A 22,821-nucleotide genomic window follows, 5' to 3' on the forward strand; every position below is an offset into this window, starting at 1 on the left:
AAACTCTCTGATAAACAGTAGTAAACCCCAAACAAATCGGTTCATTTCTACGAATCAAGGACAAACGACAATGGAAGACCCAAAAGTACCCTTTGCCGATACAACGGCTCGGCGGGCTCAGCTAATGGCCGCTACGGAGCGCTTTAAAAGCTCTATTTCTGACAATGTTGATGCCATAAAAGGCGATGCAACTGAGGTTGGTAAAACGGCCGCGTTTGTAGCGGGTGCTGCTTTAGCCGTATATTTGGTTGTCAATGCCATTTTGCCCAAATCTGACGAGTACCGGTATGCCGAAAAATATGGCGAACCAGACGACGAGGATTATGATTATGATGAAAGCGATGAGGACGACGTTTATCATCCTCAACCGTCAACTCAAAAGGCGATCAGGCAGAAGGCAGAAAAAGTGCAGAAATCAGCAGCCGCAAGCGGACTGATTGGTGGTCTGATTACATCGGTACTTACCAATATCGCTCGCGAGCAGCTAACCGGATTTTTAGCCCGCATACGTACTAATAATGCCATCAATCCAACCGCAGAGCCAACCCAATACCACGAACAGGCACCCACAGAGCCTGTTAACTACACTACGGGAGTATAGGCTATCTGGCCAAAAAGCATTCGCTGTTCTGCTCGATCCGGATAAGATCGAGCAGAACTCGCTTTCTGAATTACTTGCCCGCACGGCAACCTATCCCATCGATTTCTTTCTGGTTGGCGGTAGTCTGGTGACGGATTATTCGCACAAAGAAGTCATCACGGCCATTCGTCGACAATCGACGACGCCCATCATCCTGTTCCCCGGCAATCCGTTACACATTGAATCGTCCGCGGATGCTATTTTTTTTCTATCCCTTATTTCGGGACGCAATCCGGATTTCTTGATTGGTCAGCATGTCATTGCTGCCCCCCTTCTCAAAAGAAGTGGGCTGGAAATCCTGCCAACTGGCTATATGGTCGTCGATAGTGGCACCCAAACGACTGTTTCTTACATCAGTGGCACCATGCCACTTCCGCACGATAAGCCTGGTGTAGCAGCCTGTACGGCCATGGCTGGTGAAATGCTAGGCTTGCAACTGATGTATCTGGATGCAGGCAGCGGAGCTCGCAAGCCCGTTTCGGCCGATATGATTGCGGCCGTTCGTAGCGTTGTTGATGTACCAATCATTGTTGGTGGCGGAATCAATTCCGGGGAGAAAGCTTACCAGGCTATGAAAGCCGGTGCCGATTTGATCGTTGTGGGCAACGGAATTGAGCAGGATCCGGATTTATTACCTCAACTATCAACGGTAGTCCGGGAGTTTAACCAGTCAGTTGTACAAGCTTAATTATGAAACAGTCTGTCTTAACGCTACTGCTACTGGTTACCATAGCGCTCACTCCTATTTTCGTGAGCACTTGTGCTTTTGCTCAAACCAGAAACGAAAAAGTTTATACCGTTCCTGAGCGTCAGCCCGAATTTCCGGGTGGTAAAGCTGCCTTGAGCACTTATCTGGCCGAAACGATTCGCGTACCAAACTCGGTGGCAAAGAAGAGTTATGATACAGGGCCGATATCAGCAAAATTCATTATCGACGAACTCGGCTACGTGCATGACATTCGAATCACGATGAAGCCACAGGACAAGAAAACCCTGAAAAGCCTGGAAGGTTTCATGACCAATATTATTTCAGCCATTGAAAAAATGCCCCGCTGGGAACCCGGCGAAGTGGGAGGCAAACACGTAGCGGTGTTCTATACACTTCCTATTGAAATAAGTCTGCAATAACAAGTAAACACGAAGTGGCTGACGAATAAGCAAGTTAATTTGCCTACGTCAGCCACTTCGTGTTTACTGCCTGATTAGACGTTCATAAGTGACTCCCGACGGCGCATTTTCCCGGCCGGAATACCGAACATCATTTTGAATCGGCGGCAGAAGTAAGCCGTATCCTTGTAGCCAACCTCGGCCCCAATGGCCCGAATGCTCTTTTTGCTTGTCCGTAGTAACCCAACGGCCGCTTCCATCCGTTGGTATTCAATGTAATCCTGTGGGTTGATGCCGGTCAGCATTTTGAAATACTGCCCGACATAATCCTCCGATACGTTGGCTACGTTAGCCAGCACTTTATTTGACAGGTCGCCACCGAGGTTTTCTTTGATGTAGGCAAAGATGTCGATCAGACGTGGGTCTTTAAAGTAGGTGCTGTTGGTAACGAGTTGCTCAACGAACAGGTGGTTTTTCAGAATATACCGAACTACCTCAATAACGATCTCTTCCGTTTTAATCTTGATAATCCGGCCTTTACCGGCCAGATCCGTCATTTCTTCGGCTAGAATCTGGTCGATGGTCGTCGCCAGATGTTCTTCTCGCTTAATGATAAACGGCGGTACATCGAGTGAGTTGAAGAAGTTGACCGAGTCGAACACTTTTGCTTCGAAGGACACATACCCGAAGGAGTTTGGCAGATGGCCAATCAACTTAGGATCATGGTTGCCTTCCCAGTAAGACTCCCGATGCGTCATGAATTCTTCATTCGAGACAATTTTAGGGTTCGTCGGGTCGCCATAGGTAACCGTAACGTGCTTGCCACCCGGAATGAACAGCATATCACCCACCTCTACCTTTATTTTTTCATCGCCAATGGAGACATCACCGTTGAATAAAATAAGCAGCGTGTTTTCAACATCATAGAAATTTTTGATGGTGATTGGTTGCAAAATCCGAATGTTGCGGGCCTTAATAAACTTCACGCCCAGCGATTCGATAATTTTATTATAGTCTTCCATAGCCGAAAGGTGCGTATCCTTAGATTGTGTTCGTGCGTAAAGTTGCACAAAACTAATAATTTGTACAAAACTAATACAAGTATAAAAGTTTCCAAATAATAAAAAAATAGTGCGTATTCGCATCGAACACGCACTACACCTTTAGAAAAATTCTATTTTACCAAGAAAAGACTCAGCGGATGAGCTCGCGGGCTATAACTAATTTTTGTATTTCAGATGTACCTTCATAAATCTGAGTAATTTTTGCATCCCGCATCAACCGTTCTACGTGAAATTCTTTCACGTACCCGTAGCCCCCGTGAATCTGTACAGCTTCGGTTGTTGCCCACATGGCTACATCCGAGGCAAACAGCTTAGCCATAGCAGCCGCCTGAACATAGTCTTTGCGCTCATCTTTCAGGCGGGCCGCTTTGTAAACCAGCAGGCGAGCGGCTTCAATTTTAGTAGCCATTTCGGCTAGTTTGAACTGAATAGCCTGATGATCAAAGATTTGCTTACCAAATGCTTTTCGTTCCTGACTGTATTTCAGTGCCAGTTCGTACGCCCCGGCGGCAATACCCAACGCCTGAGCAGCAATGCCAATACGCCCGCCATTGAGAGTCGACATAGCAAACTTGAAGCCGAAACCATCGTCACCAATGCGGTTTTCTTTGGGCACCTGTACATCTGTAAACAGAAGTGAATGCGTATCTGATGCCCGTATACCCATTTTATCCTCTTTCTTACCGACAACGAAACCAGGCGTTCCTTTTTCAATGATCAGGCAGTTGATTCCGCGGTGTTTTTTTTCGCGGTCTGTCTGGGCAATGACCAGACAAATGCCTGACGAGCCACCATTCGTAATCCAGTTTTTGGTGCCGTTGACCAAGTAGTAGTCCCCTTTATCTTCGGCAGTTGTCGCTTGGGAGGTGGCATCAGAACCCGCTTCGGGCTCCGACAGGCAAAAGGCCCCCAGCGTTTCGCCCGTGGCCAGCCGCGTCAGGTATTTCTGCTTTTGCTCTTCGGTCCCGTACGCTTCCAGACCGAAGCAGACCAGCGAGTTGTTAACCGACATGATAACGGAAGCCGATGCATCAATTTTAGAAATCTCTTCCATCGCCAAGACATACGAAACGGCGTCCATACCGCCCCCACCATACTCGGGTGAGACCATCATGCCTAAGAAGCCGAGTTCGCCCATTCGTTTGACTTGTTGAGCCGGAAACCGAGCTTCGTTGTCGCGCTCGATAATACCAGGCAGTAACTCATTCTGGGCAAAGTCGCGGGCAGCTTCCTGAACAGCTAGGTGCTCCTCCGACAAATTAAAATTCAACCCCTGTAAGTCCAGCGTTGCTGTCGCCATCTGAATTGTGTTTGATTATCGTTTGTTGAGAAGTAAGTAGAACACAATCGTTGATATTTTCCAGGCTACAGTAAAGACCCGATAGGTATTACCCACCGTTGTACTATCTATGCCCTGTGCTCTATCAACTTACGTAAATGTAAAAAAAGATACTGGTATGCAGGCATACCACCGGCTTACTCAACTAAAAGAATGACTAGTTCGGCAATGCAGGCTGGTTTATCGACACCTTCCAAACTAAATATACACCCAATGGTAACCCTGACACCGTTAAGTTGAGATTCGACCTCCTGTAAATGAGCTTTCATTCGTAAACGACTGCCCACCGGAACGGCATTTGTGAACCGAATTTTGTTAGCTCCGTAATTAATGCCCATCTTCACTGACTCAATTCGGTAGAGTTCAGCCAGTAATTTAGGGGCCAGCGAAAGTGTTAGGAACCCATGTGCGATGGTCGATTTATACGGCGATTCACGCGTAGCCCGATCCGCATCGGTATGAATCCACTGATGATCGCCGGTGGCTTCAGCAAAAAGACCGACCATTTCCTGCGTTATGGTCAGGTAATCTGTCTCACCAAGCGACTGCCCGACATGGGCTGAAAAATGCGCTAGATCAGTGAAGGTATTTATCATAAGGGTATTTTATACTAAATAAGAACAATCGGCTGAAATGGCGCAGTAGCCCTTATTCTTAATAAGTTATGTATGCAAAAAGCCGACAGCATCAACGAATTTTCGTTTGAAGATAGCCAAATTACGTACCGAAAGTCTGGTGACGGACCAGCCGTATTGCTGGCGTTTCACGGCTTTGGGCAGGACCATACGGCCTTTAGTTCTCTCGAAACAGCCATAGGCAACCGATTCACGTTGTATTCGATCGATCTATTTTTTCATGGCAACAGCCGATACACCGGAACAAGCCCATTAACCAAACCCGACTGGTACCAATTAATCGATCACTTTTTACGGGCGCAGGACATTGACCGGTTTTCACTAGTGGGGTTTAGTCTGGGCGGGCGATTTGCGCTGGCAACCGCGGAGGCCTTCCCGGATCGACTGGACCAACTCCTGTTGATCGCTCCTGATGGCATCACGTTCAACCGCTGGTATTGGCTGGCAACCGCATCCCGGCTCGGGCGCTGGCTCTTTCGGTATACATTGCGTCATTTATCGCTACTCACCAGCCTGGGCCATACACTTACTACGTTAGGTTTACTCAACCGGACGGTCATGCGGTTTGCTGAGATTGCCCTGGCCACGCCCGAACAACGTACGCTGGTTTATAAAAGCTGGACTCAATTCCGCCAAATTCGTTCAGACAAACGAACGCTGGCTAATCTTTTGAATAACAGACGCATGCGAATTCGTTTCTTTACCGGAGCCTTCGACCGAATTGTACCCGGATCGTCTATCTTACCGCTTACAAAACAACTGCGACACTATGAGTTAACGGTGTTAAAAACGGGGCACAATCGGTTGATCGAGTTGATGGCAGAACAGCTCTGATCGGCAACCGACCCAATCCAGAACCGGCCTGCATTATTTGAGAGATCGTTGAATAACTTGCCAGAGTCCGGCAATGGAGACGACGATTAAGCCAATAATAACGATTTGCGTCCAGCTACTTTGATTCGGATTTTCCAGCAGCGCTTTAATTTCACGGGCCTCATGGCCAGACCAGATTGCGATCAGAGTGCGGGGCGTCATTCCCAGAAAACCACCCAGTATAATATTTTTCAGCTTTGCTCCTGACAACGCGAAGAGCAAATTGGTTAGGCCAAAGGGGAGAATGGGCGATAATTTGGCGAAGAAGATAACCTCCAGCTCATTGTTTAAAATACGGTCCAGCACGGATTGTGCCTTGGGGTTTCGGCTTAGAAAAGCCAGAAACCGGTCGTGGTCGAGCCAGCGAACAAGTAGATTGATAAAAAGAATACCGCCAAAGTTGATCACAAAAAGGGGTAGAACCGCATTCCAGCCCAGAAAGTAGCCAAAAATCAGAGCCAGCATTGTGGGCGGAGTAAGGCCAGCGGAGGTGATGGAACAAACGATCGTAATAATCGCCCACTGCCAGGCCGTAAAGCTGGCAATAGTAGCCTCATGAACTACCGCGTAGTAGGTCAGCAGGGAGGTAAAAACGATGGGTGTTACCGACAGCGCAAGGCCTGCAAGGGCCGGTCCGGTAAGCGATTTAGGAATGGCGAACTTCACACTCTATCAAACAGGTAAAAGGCGCTTGTGGTTTGACTAGTCTTACAGCGTACTACGCAACGTTATAATCTTCGTTACATTTGAGTATGAAATTCGGAACCAAAGCCATCCATGCCGGTGTTGAGCCGGACCCCACAACGGGCGCCATTATGACGCCTATTTATCAAACATCGACCTACGTTCAGGAGTCGCCCGGTAAGCATAAAGGGTACGAGTATGCCCGAACCCAGAATCCCACCCGAACAGTGCTGCAAAATAACCTTGCTGCCCTCGAAAACGGCAAGCACGGTATTTGTTACTCGTCGGGACTGGGCGCAACAGATGCGATCCTGAAACTGTTTAAACCCGGCGACGAGATTATTGCCAGTAATGACCTGTATGGTGGCACTTACCGGATCATGGTGCGGGTTTATCAGAATTTCGGGCTGAAGTTCAACTTTGTCGATTTATCTGATGCGACGAAACTGAAAGCAGCCATTACGCCTGCCACAAAGATGGTCTGGATTGAGACGCCCACGAATCCCTTGTTGCGTCTGGTTGATATTGCCGCCATTTCGGCCATTACCAAACAGCATAATCTTCAACTCGTTGTTGATAACACCTTTGCCTCGCCCTATTTGCAAAATCCGCTCGATTTAGGGGCCGACATGGTCATGCACTCCGTTACCAAATACCTCGGCGGTCACTCCGATACCGTCATGGGCGCTATTGTCCTGAATGACGATGAAACAGCCCAGCGTTTGGCCTTCATTCAAAACGCCTGCGGAGCCGTACCTGGTCCACAGGATTGCTTTCTGGTGTTACGTGGCATTAAAACCCTGCACATCCGGATGCAGCGGCACTGCGAAAACGCCCAGAAAGTAGCGGAGTACCTGCAACAACACCCTAAAGTAAGTCAGGTTCATTATCCAGGTTTGGAGTCGCACGCTGGTCATGCGTTAGCCAAACAGCAAATGCGCGGCTTTGGTGGCATGCTCTCATTCGAGCTGAAAGGTGATTCGATGCCCGAAGCCGTTCGGGTTATGGAGAGTTTCGAGGTGTTTTCGCTGGGCGAATCGCTGGGGGGCGTCGAATCGCTCTGTACGCACCCGGCCAGCATGACACATGCCAGTATTCCCAAAGAAGAGCGGATCAAGAATGGCCTCAAGGACACGCTCATTCGGCTCAGTGTCGGCATTGAGGATGTAGAGGATTTGATTCAGGATCTAGAGCAGGCAATTGGTTAGAAAGATGGCGCAAGGTTCTGACCTTGCGCCATCAAAACATCAAAAACGAATCCGCACACCCGCCAGAAAATTCCGACCCGCTTGCGGATAATAGCCGTTATCGGCCGCCACTTTGCCTTCCGTAATGTAAGCATACGTATAGCCGTTGGACTCATACAATTCATTGAGCACGTTGTTGAACAGTAACGTAAACGCAATTTCCTGTGCGAACTTGGGCTTTACGGTGTAAATAACCCGAATGTCGTTTGTGAAATACGAATTCAATCTACGGTTTTCGTGCGATGTGTTATCCAGGTATTGCTTACCCACATACTTCGACAAAAGCCCCAGTTCCAGCCCTTTAGCGGGCGTAAACAATAGCTGAGACCCGGCAATCACATTCGGCGAAAACGAAATGTCGGTCTGGCCGTATTGCCTACTTTCCTGCTGGCCATTGTCGAAATTGTCTAAATACTCCGTGAAGTTTTTGACCCGGTTCCGGCTGAGCGTCGCGTTGACATTCCAGCGAAGTTGTTTAGCCAACCGTGCTCCGGCTTCGAGTTCGATACCAGCCCGGTAACTCGACGGAATATTTACCCGATTGTAGGCGCCCACATCATTCAACTGCCCCGATAAGACCAGCTGATTTGTGTAGTTCATGAAGTAGGCATTGGCGGTAAATGCCAGGTTCTCAGCCTGTACTTTATAACCCGCTTCGTAGTCGATTAACTTCTCCGACTTCGGCCTACTCTCGGGCGTCGATTGCGTATAATCATTTCGGTTGGGTTCGCGCTGGCCTACCCCCACGGATGCATAAACGGTGCTGTGGTCGTTGATGGTGTAGGTAAACCCAGCCTTCGGATTGAAGAACGTTAATTTAGCGTCCTGCTGGACGTTCTGTAGCTGACTATTGAATCCCAGAAACGAATAGTCGATGGTGCGAATCTGCGCATCGACAAACGCATTGAGTTGTGGCGTAAACTGGTAGAACGCTTTGGCGTACAAGTTCAAATCACGTTTGGTCGCATCGTCCTGATAATATCGGTCACGAATATTTGTATTCCCTGCTACCCGCGACCAGATAATTTCGCCGTAATGGATGCCCTTATACTGATTCCAGCCACCACCAATGTTAGCCGTCAGTTTCCCAAAGCTGTTGTAATCGAACGAAAAAACGCCACCATAAAAATCGTTGTCCAGCCAAAGTCGCCGAATCAAATCCGTCTGGCGAATTGTCGAATCACCGATGACAACGTCAGGCAGGCCGTAGTTACTGAATTTATCAGCCGTTCTAAATTCTTCGTAATAGCCTTTCCCTTTTGTGTAAAAGAAGGACAAGTTGGCCCGCCAGTTTTTGCTCAGTTCATGGGAGCTAATCAATTGATAATTATCCTGCTGGTAATTATCGGTCTGGTTATCGTAGGTAAATGAGTTGTACGTTCGATTCGTTTTCAGCAAGTTCTCCGGCACCCCGTTCCAGGCCTGATACGTTTTTTCCTGGCCCGAAAACACATTAAATCGAAAGAAACTCTTTTTGGTGTAATAGCCTCCGGAGAGGTAAAATGACTTCAGATCGGAGAACGCCCGATCAATGTAGCCATCGGAATAAATTTTCGACAGGCGGGCGTCCAGCACAAAGTGGTTATTCAGCAGACCCGTTCCGGCCAATACATTTACTTTACGCGTTCCGAATGAGCCACCCGACAGGTTTACTTCAGCGTAGGGTTTTTCTTCCAGTTTGTTAGTTTGAATATTAACCGATGCGCCAAATGCCCCGGCCCCGTTAGTCGATGTACCCACTCCCCGCTGAATCTGAATGGAACTAACGGAAGAAGCAAAATCCGGCATGTTGACGAAAAACGTTCCCTGTGACTCGGCATCATTGTATGGAATACCGTTGAGCGTCACATTGACCCGTGTGGCATCAGACCCGCGAATACGAATTCCGGTGTAGCCAACCCCCGCTCCGGCATCGGAGGTGGTAACGATCGAGGGCGTGAAATTTAGCAGTTGCGGAATGTCCTGACCCAGGTTGAGTTTGTTCAACTCCCGGCGCGTGACATCCGTATACGCAATGGCCGATTTCTGGTTGGCTCGGGTTGCACTTACAACTACTTCATCGACGGCTACGGCTGTTTTTGATAATTTTATCGTAAGTACATCGTTTTGAGAGGGATCAACCACCTGTCGTTGAGTCTCGTAGCCCAGCATAGAAATCTGTAAAGATGTAGACGCAGGCTTGAGGCTAGTGAGCTGAAAAGCACCCCTGGCATCGGTGAAAGTGCCTTTGTACGTACCTTCTACCACTATGGCAGCACCGGGTAATGGACCGCCGTCAGCATCGCTGACTGTACCCGAAATAGTATGTTGCGCCCAGGCGGGCCGTGCTGATAGCCACAGTAAGGCTACGAAAAAAGAGTAGTAGACCGTCGTTTTTTTCATAACGAAAAAAGCTTGACGATAGGCAAGGGGCCAAACCTACCTTTTGTTAGGTATGATTTTTGTAAACATTCACAGAAACGATCTGTGAATTCATTTCCCTTCGCGGCATTATCCGCGCAGGTTCAATGGGTATAATCTCAGCCCGTTAGGTTGGGGCACCCCTTAGAAGATTAGCGGGGCGAAGTTAACTCAATTTTAACAAAACAAGATTTCGCCATCAGTCGTTTTTGTTTTTGAACCAGTGTATTGTTGTATGAATGAGTTTGATTTAGTTGTATTACAGGAAGATATAGCCGGGGGCCGCTTAAAAATTGGTGATGTTGGCACAATTTTAACCGTATATAACGATGGACAAGCCTTCGAAGTAGAATTCGTAACATTGACCGGCGAAGCTATCGCCATCGAGACACTTTTAGCGCATCAAATCAGGCCTGTTCGGTCGTCGGAAGTGCTGGCAGTACGGGATATGACACTTCAGGAATAAAATGAATCGTAAACTTTTGAGGCATACCCTTTTCCGTGATTGTAAATATTCCTAATTTTGCACTCCAAATTGCAAAAGCATGAGCAAGAAGAATCCAGGCCTGGACTTTTTAGAAGACCCGGACGCATTAGAAGGAAGGTTAGAAGACGTTGGTGATTATTTCCAACAGAACAAAAATATTGTTCTGGGCATTCTTGGTGGTATCGTCCTGCTGGTTGTCGGTTTTTTCGGCTATCGGTATTATGTAAGCACACAGGATGAAACGGCACAGGTAGAAATGTTCCCGTCTGTTTACCAACTGGAAGCTGATTCGCTGAAGAAAGCGCTGAATGGTGACGGTAAAAGCCCTGGTCTGTTGTCAATTGCCGACAATTATGGTGCTACGCCAAGCGGTAATCTGGCTGAGTTTTATGCTGGCGTTGGTTTGCTGAAAGAGGGCAAATATGACGAAGCGATCGATCACCTGAAAAGCTTCAGTTCATCGGACCTATTGGTTCAGGGCCGCGCCTATGTACTTATTGGCGATGCTTACATGGAAAAGAAAAGCTTCGACGAAGCAGCTGATTACTACCGTAAAGCGGCTGATTATAAGTCGAATAAGTTCTTTACGCCCGGTTATCTGATGAAGTTAGCCGTTGCTTACGAGCAAGCGAAACAGAATGATAAAGCCATCGAGGCTTATAACGAAATTATTGAAAAGTACAGTCAATCCGCCGAAGTAGGCAATGCGAAGAAGTACAAATCCGTACTTGAAGCAATGGTCGGTGAGTCGTAAGCGTACTTGAACAAATCAATACAGCAAAGGACAGAGCCGACCCGGTTTTGTCCTTTTTTTGTTAACCCGAAGCGCTCTGCGTTGGGTATCACAATCAAGAGAATTAGTCAAATTAACCAAACTCTGCCGGGTTGCCGGTGTAACGCTAATGGCATCAGACTTAAAAAACCTCAGCGTCTTTTCGACAGACGAATTACCTGACATAAGCGATCGACGGTTTGGCATATTGGTTTCGGAATGGAACACCGAAGTGACCGAAGCCCTCTTTGAAGGAGCCTACAAAACGCTGCTTCACTACGGCGCGAAGGCCGAGAACATTATTCGGGGCAATGTGCCGGGTAGTTACGAATTGAGTCTGGCTTCTCAATGGTTTGCCCAACGAGATGACATCGATGCTATCATTGCGCTTGGCTGCGTCATTCAAGGGGAAACCAAACACAATGATTACATCAATCATGCCGTTGCCCAGGGGCTAACCAATGTCAGCTTGAAGACCAGTAAACCTGTCATTTTCGGCGTTCTGACGCCCAATGATCAGCAGCAGGCTCTTGATCGGGCGGGCGGCAAACATGGCAACAAAGGTGACGAAGCGGCTATTACAGCCATCAAAATGCTCGGCTTACAGCAACAGGTATATAGTAAATTCTAATTTTGAATGAGTGAGTGAATGATTGATTGAATAATTCCTCGTGCCCTTCAATCAATCATTCACTCACTCATTCAACCATTCAAAATTCACCATGCACGTCTGGAAATTTGGTGGCACATCGGTCGGGAAGCCCGAGCGTATGCACTCCATCCGTACCCTGATTACTAGTGACGATACCCGCAAAATCGTCGTTCTATCGGCCTTGTCTGGCACCACCAACGCTTTGTTAGCCATTGGCGAATCGCTAAAGGCAAATGATGACGCTGATGCCAACGCAAAAATTGATACGCTGAAGGCCCATTACGACGAATTTCTCGACGAACTTTATAAAACAGCCGACGGAAAATCAGCAGGCCAGCAAATTGTGGATAGTGAGTTTTCGTTTATCCGGTCGCTGACGGGCATTAAGCCATTTACGCTCAAACAGGAAAAAGAACTGGTCGCCGAAGGCGAACTGCTGAGTACCCAGATTTTTCAGGCGTATCTGACCGAAGAAGGGGTTCGTTCGGCGCTGTTGCCTGCTCTGGAGTTCATGCGGATCGACGCGGACAATGAACCAGAAATCCAGTATACCGAGCAGAAACTGGCTGACATACTGCCCCTTCACACTGATAAGCAGATTATTGTTACGCAGGGTTTCATTTGCCGAAACCCACGGGGCGAGGTCGATAACCTCAAACGGGGCGGTTCAGACTATACAGCTTCCCTGATTGGCGGGGCCATTCGGGCGGAAGAAATTCAGATTTGGACGGACATCGACGGAATGCACAACAACGACCCTCGTATTGTTAAAAATACGTTTCCCGTTCGTGAGCTGACATTCGATGAGGCCGCTGAACTGGCTTATTTTGGCGCAAAAATTCTGCATCCGTCGACGATTACGCCTGCCCGCATGTTTGGTGTTCCTGTGCGGTTGAAAAACACAATGGACCCGGTCGCCCCCGGCACGCTCATTGCCGACCGTACCTCAAGCGAAGTATTCAAGGCGATAGCGGCCAAAGACGGTATCACAGCGCTCTACATCCACTCGACCCGTATGCTGAATGCTTATGGATTTTTACGCCGTATATTTGAAATCTTCGAGAAATATAAAACGCCGGTCGATATGCTGGCGACTTCCGAGGTATCGGTATCGGTGACGATTGATAACACAGAGCACCTTCAGGAGATTACAGATGAGTTAAATACGTTCTGCACGCTCGAAGAACCGGATCACGATCAAACAATTATCTGTATTGTCGGCAACTTTAGTGCTGACAATGAAGGAGTAGCCGTTCGGGTATTCAACGCAATGAAAAACATCCCCATTCGGATGATCTCCTACGGTGGAACCGAAAGCAATCTATCCTTACTCGTTCATGGCCGTTACAAAGCCGAAGCGCTGAACGCCCTGAACGACGGTCTGTTTTCGGCGTAGCTTCGTAAAATTTATATGCGTTACAGGTCTATATCTGCGTTCAACTATGACCGACGAACAATTTCTACAAGAAGTGAAGCGGCACGTATATGAAATTGATCCTCAAGCAGAAGTGTGGCTGTTCGGATCAAGGGCACGGGGCGATGCTCGTGACGACTCTGACTGGGATTTTCTGGTCCTGACAACTAACGACCTGTCGGGTGGGAGGAGGTGGCAGTTTTCTGACCATTTATTTGATATTGAACTCCAGACAGGTCGCATGATTAGCACCATTGTCTGGCCGAAACGGGAACGAAGTCGTTTTGAGGTTACCGATCTGTACGCAAACGTAATGGATGAGGGCATTCGACTATGAGTGGTACAAAAGCTGACTTGGTTGCATATCGCCTTGAACGTGCCGATATGACGCTTGAAACAGCCCGAAGGCTAATTGAAGATAAAGATTGGTTCGGGGCAGCTAACCGGCTTTACTATGCCGTCTATCAGGCCGTATCAGCCTTAATGACTCAGACAGACATTCGAATCAAGTCTCATTCGGGCGCTAAAGCGATGTTCGAATTACATTTTATCAAGGCTGGTAAAGTCGAACCAACCTGGGGAAAATTATATACACGTTTGTCTGATGCTCGACATGAAAGTGACTATGCGGCATTCTCCACGTTCGAAGAAGATGATATTCTCCCTTTACTACCTCAAACCGAAGAATTTATTGACGTCATTAAACGTCTGATTAACCACTAGTATGCTGCAACTCAATTTTATCCGTGAGAATAAAGACACCGTGCTAGCGGGCCTTGGAAAACGAAACGTGGCCAATGCTGAAACGCTAGTCAATGACGTGCTGGCGCTCGACCAGAAACGGCGCGATACCCAACGTGAACTTGACGACGTGCTGGCGCAATCCAACACGAAAGCAAGTCAGATCGGGGCCCTGATGAAAGCCGGGGATAAGACAGCAGCTGAGACGGCTAAGGCCGAAACGGCTGAGTTAAAAGCCCGTTCGAAAGATCTCGCCGATGCTCTCCGTCAGGTAGAAGCTGATTTGCAGGCGATTCTTGTTACAATTCCCAATATTCCCCACAGCAGCGTTCCAGCCGGACGCAGTGCCGAGGATAATGAAGTTGTGCTGGAACACGGCGAGAAGCCTACCCTCCACAAGGCCGCTCAACCCCATTGGGAGTTGATTAAGAAGTACGAGATTATCGACTTCGAATTGGGCGTTAAAATTGCGGGGGCTGGCTTTCCGGTGTACCGGGGAAAAGGAGCTCGTATTCAGCGGGCGTTGATCAACTTTTTCCTTGACGAAGCGCTCAACGCGGGTTATTTTGAAATACAGCCACCTGTTCTGGTCAACGAGGATTCGGGCTTTGGGACGGGGCAACTTCCGGATAAGGAAGGCCAAATGTACTTTGCTACCGAAGACAAACTGTATCTGATCCCAACGGCCGAAGTACCCATTACGAACATCTACCGCGATGTGATTCTGCCCGAAAATCAGTTACCCGTTAAGAATGTAGGCTACACGCCCTGTTTTCGGCGGGAAGCCGGTTCGTGGGGTGCGCACGTTCGGGGACTAAATCGATTGCACCAGTTCGATAAGGTTGAAATCGTTCGAATCGAAAAACCAGAAAACTCCTATGCAGCTTTGGAGGAAATGAGCCTGCATGTGCAATCGCTGTTGCAAAAGCTGGAACTCCCTTACCGGGTTCTGCGGCTTTGCGGGGGCGACATGGGCTTTACCTCAGCCCTAACATATGACATGGAAGTGTGGTCAGCGGCTCAGGAGCGCTGGCTCGAAGTTAGCTCCGTTTCTAATTTTGAGACCTACCAGGCAAATCGGCTTAAGCTGCGGAGTAAGCTAGAGGGTAAAATGAGCCTCTTACATACGCTAAACGGTTCAGCACTCGCGCTGCCGCGTATTTTGGCCTCTATTCTGGAAAATAATCAGACGCCGGAAGGCATCCGGATCCCCAAAGTGCTGATTCCTTACTGTGGATTCGATACGATTAATTAAGTATTGATCTTGTGATCCTGTCTCAGAAAGGATCTTAGGCCAGCCGTCTGGAGCGCTATGGGATGCAACATCCTTCTTCCGCCAGGATGACCAAACACAAAGGGGCTGAATTCTCCAGAGAATTCAGCCCCTTTGTTGTAAACAACAATGATTATCAATTCAAGTCTCTTGTCGTTTCGAACAGGAACCAAGTGCGTCGTTCGGTTTCGTCAATATACACTTCGAGCAAACTGGCGGTCGCTACGTCTTCGGCATCATCGGCTATCTTGTGAGCATCGCGCATGCTTTTCGCCATCTTCTTATTCTCGTTCATCAAATCCACCAGCATGTCTTTTGGTGCAACGAAATCTTCGTCATTGTCCTTCACCCGCTGCAGTTGCGCAATGTGTGCTACAGATCGGATCGTGTTTTCGCCCAGTTTACGGACACGTTCGGCGAGTGGATCAATGGTTGCAAAAATCTGGTCGGCCTGCTCATCCAGAAGCAAATGATAGTCGCGGAAATGGCGACCGGACATATGCCAGTGGTAATTTTTCGTTTTGATGTACAGCGCAAAGGCATCAGCTACGAGGCCATTAACAGCCTCAGCCACCTTCTGTATACCTTTATCTTTAAGATCAGAGGGAGTATCTAATACGTCAATTTGATTGTCGGCTTTCATAGGGTTGATCAGTTAGAACGTGTAAAAGCTCATTCCCTTAAAAAACCCTATGTCTCTGATTTTGTTTGTTAAATATGGCTTAAAATCGGGCGAGTACTTTCTCCGAAACGGTTTTACCAATCGACAATGAAGACGTGGCGGCCGGCGACGGGGCATTGACAACGTTGATCGCTTTATCGGTCTCCAGAATAGCGAAGTCATCCAGCAAGCCACCCGTTCGATCGCAGGCCTGCGCCCGTACGCCCGCGCCCCCCGGCTCCAGATCAGACTCCTGTACTTCGGGAATCAGCGCCTGTAACGCTTTGGTAAAAGCCGCCTTTGAGAACGAACGGTACATTTCACCTAACCCCGTTTGCCAGTACTTAGCAGCTACCTTCTGAAACCCAGGCCACGAGAGCGTTTCATACATTTCTTTCAAATTAATATCCGACTTCGTGTACCCTTCGCGTTGAAAGGCCAGCACGGCATTAGGGCCAGCCTCTACGCCCCCATGAATCATGCGGGTGAAGTGAACCCCCAGAAATGGAAAGTTCGGGTCTGGAACCGGATAAATGAGGTTTTTAACGAGGTACTCCTTCTCCGCTTTAATTTTAAAATATTCACCCCGGAACGGTACAATCCGAACATCGACGGCTTCACGCTGGGTTAGCTGAGCAATTTTATCGGAATACAAACCTGCACAGTTAACGACCAGTTTAGCTTCGTAGCGGTCTTTGTTGGTGACCACAATACTCAGACTCGTTCCCGGCGTTACCTGCTCAACCCGTTCACTAAGCCGTATTTCGCCCCCAATGGATAGAAACTTCTGGGCGTATTTATCGGATACTTCTTTATAATCTACAATTCCTGTCTGTGGCACGAACATACCCGCAACGCCTGTCACATGCGGCTCGATTTCGCGCAGTTGAGCCAGCGTAAGTTTCTTCAATCCGCCAAGCCCGTTAAGCTGGCCCCGTTCATACAGGATGTCCAATTGAGGAAGTTCTTCGGGTTTGGTTGCTACGACAATTTTCCCGCAAAGATCGTACGGGATACCTTCCGCCTTGCAGAAGTCGATGAGCATGTGGTAGCCCCGTATACAGTTTGTGGCTTTGAGACTACCGGGTTTATAATACAGGCCCGAGTGAATGACCCCGCTGTTGTGTCCCGTTTGGTGACGGGCGACGGAAGCCTCTTTTTCAATCAGAATAACCTTCAGAGCGGGTCGTTGCTGCTTTAACTGAAGCGCGGTGGCTAACCCTACGATTCCTCCGCCAATGATTACTACGTCTGTCATACATGTATTCGACAGCATCTTACTGTCGATGGTACCTACGTTCGGCAGCCCCGATAGCAAGATGCTGTCGAATACATTTGCTGCCAACTAGTTGAAGAGCAAAGGTACAGTTTTCGCGCTAATCAGTCATTACCGCAACTGGCCTTCAATCCAATCCAGCCCCCTACCATAAAGTGCATGGGCAAAATGAACCCGGTTATCGAAGTCGCTATTCGCCGTTTGGCCCTCGGTCATGAATTGCCGAACAAGACGGGCATTGTCGAGCGCCTGAGGTTGCTCATACTCAGGCTCTGTTTCTGTCCGATAAGTCGCGAAGGCAGGCGCATCACCCTCAAAATGCTGAAAAAACAAATGCCCTTGCGCCGTCCGGACGGCGCACAAGATACCCGTTGCCCGGCTTGTGGATGGAGCCAGCGTTCCTTCCAAACCACGTTTCAGCACAATAACGGCGTCGTACCCGGCCAGCATCGCCAGCTCGGCCATTTTCATCTGATAGGTAATGTGAAACACCGACGTTACCAGAATCTGGGCGTGGCAGGGATTCAAAACTTTCTCGAGCGTAGCCAGGAACGGTCGTTTTATGATCACATGGCGCCGTTCTACCCAGCGATTGAGCGCCGGAGAGAGTGCTTTCTGGTCGAGTACCCAACCATACGAGGCCAGGGGCGTATCGAACTCGTGGTTACTTTGTAGAAAGCGACAACCAAGATTCATGTATAAATCGAGGGCGTTGAGTGTGAATTTAGGGCCGCCGGACCGACCAACCATGGAAATAGCGCCATAACCTCGTTTCTGGAAAAACTGCGCCAGCAGGGGCGTGATCAGGTAACTGTGTTCAACACCATCGAAGGGTTCGGCAATTTGCACCAACGGCCGGTCAGCACAACTCATAGGACCGAAACCAGGCGAGAATGTCCGTTCGGCAGCCCGCATGAGTCCCTGGTATTCTTCATTTGTTTCGTGCCGCACCCGCATGATGCTGGCCGCTAGTCCCCGAAACGTCTCGCAGATACCATCGCCAAAAAGATAATCGCCCAACTGCTCTGCTTCGGCCACCTGTAAATTAGCGCCACGCACTAATTTCGTCGCGATATGAAGCATTCCTTCGGGCAAATCAGGGCAGATTTTATTGATCAGAAAAGTGGGGTGTGAGAAAGCTCCTTTTCCGATTATCTCTTCCAGCGTTCGTTCTTCCGGCGTGGGTCCTTTAGCCAGCAGTGCGCCCAGAAAAGCCCCCCGCTGCAGCGGATGGGCATTTGGATCAGCCAGCGCAACACGGCACTCAGCCAGCAGTTCGGGCGTAAGCGGCTTGCTGCCATACTTACCGATACCAATGTGTTTGATACCACGGCCGAGCGCGGTACTAGCGGCAGGTACGTCCAGAACCATAAGACTAACTGGTTTAACTGATGAATAGGAAGATAGGTAAAGTAAGTAAAAAAGCCCCACTTCCTAAGGGCTAATTCCGCTTAAATCATGGCATTAGACTTTTATTCAACTCATTTATAGGTTTAATCTCTTCTCGTACTGGTGTTGTCCAATTCTATTTCAGAGGTCGTAACGCTCTTCTCTACCCCCCAGCGGTGAGCTTGCGAACCACAAAGAATAAAGGGTGTCTTCTGCTTCTGGATCCTGTTTAGTGACAGAACTATACTGAGCCTTTCTTGTTGCTTCTCTGTGAGGTAAGGTGGTGGCAACCCGAACGACGTCCAACGTTTTACTCAATAGGTCCTCCTAGACAGCAAAAAAGGGTAATGCTTTTCTTTTTTTGTGGCGAATCGCCTGGCGTTCGTTCAATTACTAATGGAAGACAGTTAATGTCGGGATAGTCGGCAGGTTTCCTAACGGAACCCGTATCCCCGGCTAACGGGTTAATCAACTATTTTACGGCGAAATTATCAATTGGGTATCATGGCGGAACGAATCACCTATGGCAAAACATGGTGGGGACAACAGTGGCTCAATGCGTTAACGAGCATTGACATGGCCAACCGATTGCCGCGTGGGAAGACTTACGCGAATAAAGGAGCCGTACAAGGGTTGTCTATTTCTCAAAATCAGATTAGTGCATCGATCAAAGGAACCGCTCCGCGTCCTTATAAGTCTAAGTTATCGGTGCCTTTATTTACAGAGAAGGAAAAGACGGCGCTGCTCACCGAAATAAATGAGAATCCGGCTACGCTGGCCCAACTTCTTAACCGTCAGTTGCCGCCAGAATTGACTGAGTTTGCCGAAAAACGCAGCATTCAGTTATTCCCCCATTCCTTCCGGGATTTGACGATGGGTTGCTCCTGTCCCGACGAAGCCATTCCGTGTAAGCACCTGGCGGCTGTTATTTATACGATCGCGAATGAAATCGATCGAAATCCATTTTTAGTCTTCCAACTGAAAGGACTGGATATACTAGCTGAAATCCAAAAAAATCAGGTTGATGGGATAGCCAGCGCACTGGATACCGTCTTGTCATTCAGAGACATTGGTACGGACGAACTACCCGACGAAGATGAAGACTGGCGTCCAGATGAAACCGTTCGGGCCAATCTGGACTTTGCCACGATACCTCCTCTGGCCGACCAGCTTTTAGGGCTGCTTTCTCCCGACGTTACCTTTACCAAGGGCGATTTCCACAAATCGTTGAGCAGAGCGTACAAATTATTCAGCAAGCCAATTGAGAAGGAGTTGGCTGCCGACGAAACCCTTCGCACCAACGGTCCTGCCTTCAGCGATAGCATTGAGTTGCAACTCGATGAGCTGATGGCGGTCAAGAAAATAAGTATGTTCAGCGAGCATGGCGAACCCCGGTCCATCACTGGGTTCGACATGAGCGATCTAATCAACTGGCTCGATACCCTCACGGAAGCCGACTGGGCCGAAATGAGTGATTCGGTACGGGCGCTCTACCTGACGCAGCAATTCTCGGCGGCCTTGCTGCGCCGGGGCGCGGTAGTGCCCCAACTGCTGCGGGTTGGCCCTACCGAAGAACAATATCGGGTACGGTGGCTCCCGGCAACATTGAATGAGACCGTCAAACGCCTGACCGATCAACTCGCCACCCAGCTTCCACCCACGCTGCTCACGGTCCGCTGGCAAAAAGAATGGTTGGCCCTGCCGGATGAGCAACAGGTTTTAACGTTATGCTCGCTGTTTCTGCGTCGTGTTATCAAACCCACCACCGTTGAACTGTGGGAACGCTGGCCCCTTGAAGATGCCGACCGGCTATTTTTTGGCGTGGAGACAATCCGGTTCGAGGGCTTTGGTCGGAAGGAAATGCCACTGGCCATGCAGCTTTGGGTCAACGATTTCTTTTTGACTCACAAACGGTTTGTTCCCATTTTGGCCGTCGAAGATAGTGAGTTGGGCGATGAGTTTCGGTTGAGTTTGCTCATCCGCGACCGGGAAGGGCCTTTGGTCAACGGTACGCCAACAGCACCCATTCCGTTGCCTGACCTTTTGGACAAGAAAACGCGGGGGCTCGATCCATACGAGCGCATCCGACTGGATGTTTTACAGGACCTGTTGATTCTGGCGCGGCACTTCCCCGATCTGGCCAAGCTGACCAAGACGGGTGGACCACCTTACCTGACCTATTCGCCGGAACAGTTTGTGAAGATTCTGCTCGATACGCTGCCCCGGATGCAACTGCTTGGCATTGCCCTGTGGTTACCGAAGTCGCTCCGGCATTGGGTGCGGCCGCAGGCGGGTGGACGACTCAAGGCCAAAGTGACGGCCAGTAATGCCTTTATGCGGCTGGACGAGATGCTAACCTTCGACTGGCAAGTGGCCCTTGGCAGCGAAATGGTGAGTGTACGGGAATTTCAGAAACTGGTAGGGCGTACAACGGGTCTGGTCAAAATTAAAGACCAGTACGTGCTGGTCGACCCAAACGATCTGACCAAGCTTTACAAACAACTCGAAAGTCCACCCGAGCTGACCGGAACCGAGCTATTACGAGCTGCGCTGGCCGAAGAGTTTAGAGGCAACCGGTTGGGCTTATCGGCCGAAGTGCGGGAGTTGGTCAGGCAGTTCACCGAAAGTGCGTCTCAACCCCTACCCGAATCGCTGCATGCGACCCTCCGTCCGTACCAGCAACGGGGATACGACTGGCTTATCAAAAACACGGCCCTGGGTATGGGCAGTCTGCTGGCCGACGATATGGGGTTGGGTAAAACCTTACAGGTCATTGCACTATTGCTCAAATTCCGGCAGGAAGGCCGGTTCAAAAAACAGAAAGGACTGGTTGTTCTGCCCACAACGTTATTAACAAACTGGCAGAAAGAAATAGCCCGTTTTGCACCCGAACTGCAAGCCCGAATTTACCACGGTTCGAATCGGAAGCTGCCTGCCGAACGATCCGACGATTATGACCTGTTGCTGACTACCTACGGTATTATCCGGAGTGATCTCGAAACGTTCAAGAAAATGACCTGGGCCGTTGTCGTAATTGACGAAGCGCAGAACATCAAGAATGCCGATACCGAACAGACAAAGGCGGTTAAATCCCTCAAATCACCCATCCGAATTGCCTTAAGCGGTACACCCGTCGAGAACAGGTTATCGGAGTTCTGGAGTATCATGGATTTCGTGAACAAGGGCTACCTGGGCGGTTTAACCAAGTTCAACGAAGAGTTTGGCAAACCGATTCAGCAGGAGCGCGACCGCCAGAAACTGGATCAATTCCGGCGCATAACGAGTCCGTTCCTGCTGCGTCGTATCAAAACGGATCGCAGCATTATTACGGATCTGCCCGATAAAATTGAGAATAATCAGTTTTGTACACTCACGCCCGAACAGGCAGCGCTGTACCAGAGCGTGGTGCAGGAGAGCTTGCGGGCTATTGAAGAGAAAGATGGTATTGCCCGCCGGGGTCTGGTGCTAAAGCTCATGACGGCCCTCAAGCAGATTGGTAATCACCCACGGCAGTACCTCAAACGCGGCTCAGATCTTCCGGCTTTGTCGGGGAAGGCGGTACTATTGCTCAATCTGCTCGAAACGATTTACGCCAACCACGAGAAAGTCCTGATTTTCACCCAGTACAAAGAAATGGGTGAACTGCTGACTCAATTTATCGAGCAGGCGTTTGGCAAGCAACCGTTGTTTTTACACGGCGGTACCTCCCGATCCGAACGCGACGAAATGGTCGAGCAATTTCAACGGAACCGCAGCGATCACACGTTTATTCTATCGCTCAAAGCGGGCGGAACGGGACTGAACCTGACCCAGGCGAACCACGTCATTCACTACGATTTATGGTGGAATCCGGCGGTCGAATCACAAGCTACCGACCGGGCATTCCGCATCGGTCAAACCAAAAACGTACTAGTGTATCGGCTTATGAATCAGGGAACGCTGGAAGAAAAGATCGACGCAATGATCCGCTCTAAACGCGAACTGGCCGATCTCAGCGTGAAAACCGGCGAAACCTGGCTCGGCGACCTGAATGATGATGAACTGAAAGAGTTGGTAAGTTTGGGGTAGGCTGTGATGGTCGATTCTCAAATCGGCCAAGCGAGGTTTCTCAAAACCTGGTGTACTTCTCTTCACTAGGTTTTGAGAAACCTCGCAGTGTCGGTTATG

The 22,821-nt window shown here is 49.2% G+C and carries 21 protein-coding genes; 13 read left to right on the top strand and 8 right to left on the bottom strand.

The features are described 5' to 3' along the window. Window positions 1-70 precede the first annotated feature (70 nt). From ACYU8Y_RS06430 to ACYU8Y_RS06440, 3 genes are read left to right on the top strand one after another with little or no spacing between them, the layout of a single operon-like run. Entirely contained in the window at window positions 71-601 is a 531-nt protein-coding gene (locus ACYU8Y_RS06430) for a hypothetical protein (protein ID WP_460935375.1), read from the top strand. After that, on the top strand, window positions 519-1,328 hold the full coding sequence (locus ACYU8Y_RS06435; protein WP_460935378.1) for a phosphoglycerol geranylgeranyltransferase: 810 nt from the start codon (window positions 519-521) through the stop codon (window positions 1,326-1,328). Before ACYU8Y_RS06430 ends, ACYU8Y_RS06435 begins: the two co-directional genes overlap by 83 nt. A 2-nt stretch (window positions 1,329-1,330) precedes the next feature. Beyond that, window positions 1,331-1,768, top strand: coding sequence for a hypothetical protein (locus ACYU8Y_RS06440; RefSeq protein WP_460935379.1), 438 nt, complete (start codon window positions 1,331-1,333; stop codon window positions 1,766-1,768). A 74-nt stretch (window positions 1,769-1,842) separates the two neighbouring features. On the opposite strand, the gene ACYU8Y_RS06445 is transcribed toward ACYU8Y_RS06440, so the two are convergent. The 3 genes from ACYU8Y_RS06445 to ACYU8Y_RS06455 form a co-directional block, all read right to left on the bottom strand. Then, complete coding sequence (locus ACYU8Y_RS06445; protein ID WP_460935381.1) at window positions 1,843-2,769, bottom strand: AraC family transcriptional regulator; 927 nt, start codon at window positions 2,767-2,769, stop codon at window positions 1,843-1,845. A gap of 172 nt (window positions 2,770-2,941) precedes the next feature. Then, window positions 2,942-4,111 (bottom strand): acyl-CoA dehydrogenase, encoded by a 1,170-nt coding sequence (locus ACYU8Y_RS06450; protein WP_460935383.1) that lies wholly within the window; start codon window positions 4,109-4,111, stop codon window positions 2,942-2,944. Between the two features lie 176 nt (window positions 4,112-4,287). Continuing rightward, window positions 4,288-4,743, bottom strand: coding sequence for a MaoC family dehydratase (locus ACYU8Y_RS06455; protein ID WP_460935552.1), 456 nt, complete (start codon window positions 4,741-4,743; stop codon window positions 4,288-4,290). Window positions 4,744-4,818: 75 nt separating this feature from the next. Here ACYU8Y_RS06455 and ACYU8Y_RS06460 point away from each other — a divergent pair, with 75 nt between their 5' ends. Then, a complete protein-coding gene (locus tag ACYU8Y_RS06460) occupies window positions 4,819-5,619 on the top strand; it encodes an alpha/beta hydrolase (RefSeq protein WP_460935385.1) in 801 nt (266 codons plus the stop codon). Between the two features lie 33 nt (window positions 5,620-5,652). Here the strand turns inward: ACYU8Y_RS06460 and ACYU8Y_RS06465 are convergent, their stop codons facing one another. Next, window positions 5,653-6,324, bottom strand: coding sequence for a TVP38/TMEM64 family protein (locus ACYU8Y_RS06465; RefSeq protein WP_460935387.1), 672 nt, complete (start codon window positions 6,322-6,324; stop codon window positions 5,653-5,655). A gap of 86 nt (window positions 6,325-6,410) precedes the next feature. Here ACYU8Y_RS06465 and ACYU8Y_RS06470 point away from each other — a divergent pair, with 86 nt between their 5' ends. Beyond that, a complete protein-coding gene (locus ACYU8Y_RS06470) occupies window positions 6,411-7,550 on the top strand; it encodes a cystathionine gamma-synthase (RefSeq protein ID WP_460935389.1) in 1,140 nt (379 codons plus the stop codon). 39 nt (window positions 7,551-7,589) lie between these two features. Here ACYU8Y_RS06470 and ACYU8Y_RS06475 read toward each other — a convergent pair whose 3' ends face one another. Next, complete coding sequence (locus ACYU8Y_RS06475) at window positions 7,590-9,971, bottom strand: TonB-dependent receptor (protein WP_460935391.1); 2,382 nt, start codon at window positions 9,969-9,971, stop codon at window positions 7,590-7,592. A 253-nt stretch (window positions 9,972-10,224) separates the two neighbouring features. Here ACYU8Y_RS06475 and ACYU8Y_RS06480 point away from each other — a divergent pair, with 253 nt between their 5' ends. From ACYU8Y_RS06480 to serS, 7 genes are all read left to right on the top strand, one after another. Continuing rightward, window positions 10,225-10,455 (top strand): DUF4926 domain-containing protein, encoded by a 231-nt coding sequence (locus ACYU8Y_RS06480; protein ID WP_460935392.1) that lies wholly within the window; start codon window positions 10,225-10,227, stop codon window positions 10,453-10,455. A 79-nt stretch (window positions 10,456-10,534) separates the two neighbouring features. Beyond that, window positions 10,535-11,230 carry a tetratricopeptide repeat protein gene (locus ACYU8Y_RS06485; RefSeq protein ID WP_460935394.1) on the top strand — a complete coding sequence of 232 codons (696 nt, stop codon included), beginning with the start codon at window positions 10,535-10,537 and terminating at the stop codon, window positions 11,228-11,230. Between the two features lie 148 nt (window positions 11,231-11,378). Then, a complete protein-coding gene (gene ribH / locus ACYU8Y_RS06490) occupies window positions 11,379-11,879 on the top strand; it encodes a 6,7-dimethyl-8-ribityllumazine synthase (RefSeq protein WP_460935396.1) in 501 nt (166 codons plus the stop codon). A gap of 91 nt (window positions 11,880-11,970) precedes the next feature. Continuing rightward, window positions 11,971-13,296: an aspartate kinase gene (locus ACYU8Y_RS06495; RefSeq protein ID WP_460935398.1), complete on the top strand. Its 1,326-nt coding sequence runs from the start codon at window positions 11,971-11,973 to the stop codon at window positions 13,294-13,296. A gap of 46 nt (window positions 13,297-13,342) precedes the next feature. Then, window positions 13,343-13,651 carry a nucleotidyltransferase domain-containing protein gene (locus ACYU8Y_RS06500; RefSeq protein WP_460935400.1) on the top strand — a complete coding sequence of 103 codons (309 nt, stop codon included), beginning with the start codon at window positions 13,343-13,345 and terminating at the stop codon, window positions 13,649-13,651. Then, window positions 13,648-14,037: a HEPN domain-containing protein gene (locus ACYU8Y_RS06505; RefSeq protein WP_460935402.1), complete on the top strand. Its 390-nt coding sequence runs from the start codon at window positions 13,648-13,650 to the stop codon at window positions 14,035-14,037. The genes ACYU8Y_RS06500 and ACYU8Y_RS06505 overlap by 4 nt, the downstream gene beginning before the upstream one ends. A 1-nt stretch (window position 14,038) precedes the next feature. Beyond that, entirely contained in the window at window positions 14,039-15,310 is a 1,272-nt protein-coding gene (serS, locus tag ACYU8Y_RS06510; RefSeq protein ID WP_460935404.1) for a serine--tRNA ligase, read from the top strand. A 154-nt stretch (window positions 15,311-15,464) separates the two neighbouring features. Here the strand turns inward: serS and ACYU8Y_RS06515 are convergent, their stop codons facing one another. The 3 genes from ACYU8Y_RS06515 to ACYU8Y_RS06525 all read right to left on the bottom strand — a co-directional run bounded on the left by ACYU8Y_RS06515 (window position 15,465) and on the right by ACYU8Y_RS06525 (window position 18,636). Beyond that, window positions 15,465-15,971, bottom strand: coding sequence for a Dps family protein (locus tag ACYU8Y_RS06515; protein ID WP_460935406.1), 507 nt, complete (start codon window positions 15,969-15,971; stop codon window positions 15,465-15,467). 79 nt (window positions 15,972-16,050) lie between these two features. Continuing rightward, a complete protein-coding gene (gene lhgO / locus ACYU8Y_RS06520; protein WP_460935408.1) occupies window positions 16,051-17,247 on the bottom strand; it encodes an L-2-hydroxyglutarate oxidase in 1,197 nt (398 codons plus the stop codon). A 129-nt stretch (window positions 17,248-17,376) separates the two neighbouring features. Then, window positions 17,377-18,636, bottom strand: a complete 1,260-nt coding sequence (locus ACYU8Y_RS06525) for an anthranilate phosphoribosyltransferase (protein WP_460935410.1) — start codon at window positions 18,634-18,636, stop codon at window positions 17,377-17,379. Window positions 18,637-19,158: 522 nt separating this feature from the next. Here ACYU8Y_RS06525 and ACYU8Y_RS06530 point away from each other — a divergent pair. Then, window positions 19,159-22,722, top strand: a complete 3,564-nt coding sequence (locus ACYU8Y_RS06530) for an SNF2-related protein (RefSeq protein ID WP_460935412.1) — start codon at window positions 19,159-19,161, stop codon at window positions 22,720-22,722. Window positions 22,723-22,821: the final 99 nt, after the last annotated feature.

It is taken from the genome of Spirosoma humi (assembly GCF_054776575.1).

Coding starts and splice junctions, on each gene's coding strand:
- ACYU8Y_RS06430 (WP_460935375.1), top strand. CDS start 71: ATGGAAGACCCAAAAGTACCCTTTGCCGATACAACGGCTCGGCGGGCT.
- ACYU8Y_RS06435 (WP_460935378.1), top strand. CDS start 519: ATGCCATCAATCCAACCGCAGAGCCAACCCAATACCACGAACAGGCAC.
- ACYU8Y_RS06440 (WP_460935379.1), top strand. CDS start 1,331: ATGAAACAGTCTGTCTTAACGCTACTGCTACTGGTTACCATAGCGCTC.
- ACYU8Y_RS06445 (WP_460935381.1), bottom strand. CDS start 2,769: ATGGAAGACTATAATAAAATTATCGAATCGCTGGGCGTGAAGTTTATT.
- ACYU8Y_RS06450 (WP_460935383.1), bottom strand. CDS start 4,111: ATGGCGACAGCAACGCTGGACTTACAGGGGTTGAATTTTAATTTGTCG.
- ACYU8Y_RS06460 (WP_460935385.1), top strand. CDS start 4,819: ATGCAAAAAGCCGACAGCATCAACGAATTTTCGTTTGAAGATAGCCAA.
- ACYU8Y_RS06470 (WP_460935389.1), top strand. CDS start 6,411: ATGAAATTCGGAACCAAAGCCATCCATGCCGGTGTTGAGCCGGACCCC.
- ACYU8Y_RS06475 (WP_460935391.1), bottom strand. CDS start 9,971: ATGAAAAAAACGACGGTCTACTACTCTTTTTTCGTAGCCTTACTGTGG.
- ACYU8Y_RS06480 (WP_460935392.1), top strand. CDS start 10,225: ATGAATGAGTTTGATTTAGTTGTATTACAGGAAGATATAGCCGGGGGC.
- ACYU8Y_RS06485 (WP_460935394.1), top strand. CDS start 10,535: ATGAGCAAGAAGAATCCAGGCCTGGACTTTTTAGAAGACCCGGACGCA.
- ribH (WP_460935396.1), top strand. CDS start 11,379: ATGGCATCAGACTTAAAAAACCTCAGCGTCTTTTCGACAGACGAATTA.
- ACYU8Y_RS06495 (WP_460935398.1), top strand. CDS start 11,971: ATGCACGTCTGGAAATTTGGTGGCACATCGGTCGGGAAGCCCGAGCGT.
- ACYU8Y_RS06500 (WP_460935400.1), top strand. CDS start 13,343: ATGACCGACGAACAATTTCTACAAGAAGTGAAGCGGCACGTATATGAA.
- ACYU8Y_RS06505 (WP_460935402.1), top strand. CDS start 13,648: ATGAGTGGTACAAAAGCTGACTTGGTTGCATATCGCCTTGAACGTGCC.
- serS (WP_460935404.1), top strand. CDS start 14,039: ATGCTGCAACTCAATTTTATCCGTGAGAATAAAGACACCGTGCTAGCG.
- ACYU8Y_RS06515 (WP_460935406.1), bottom strand. CDS start 15,971: ATGAAAGCCGACAATCAAATTGACGTATTAGATACTCCCTCTGATCTT.
- lhgO (WP_460935408.1), bottom strand. CDS start 17,247: ATGACAGACGTAGTAATCATTGGCGGAGGAATCGTAGGGTTAGCCACC.
- ACYU8Y_RS06525 (WP_460935410.1), bottom strand. CDS start 18,636: ATGGTTCTGGACGTACCTGCCGCTAGTACCGCGCTCGGCCGTGGTATC.
- ACYU8Y_RS06530 (WP_460935412.1), top strand. CDS start 19,159: ATGGCGGAACGAATCACCTATGGCAAAACATGGTGGGGACAACAGTGG.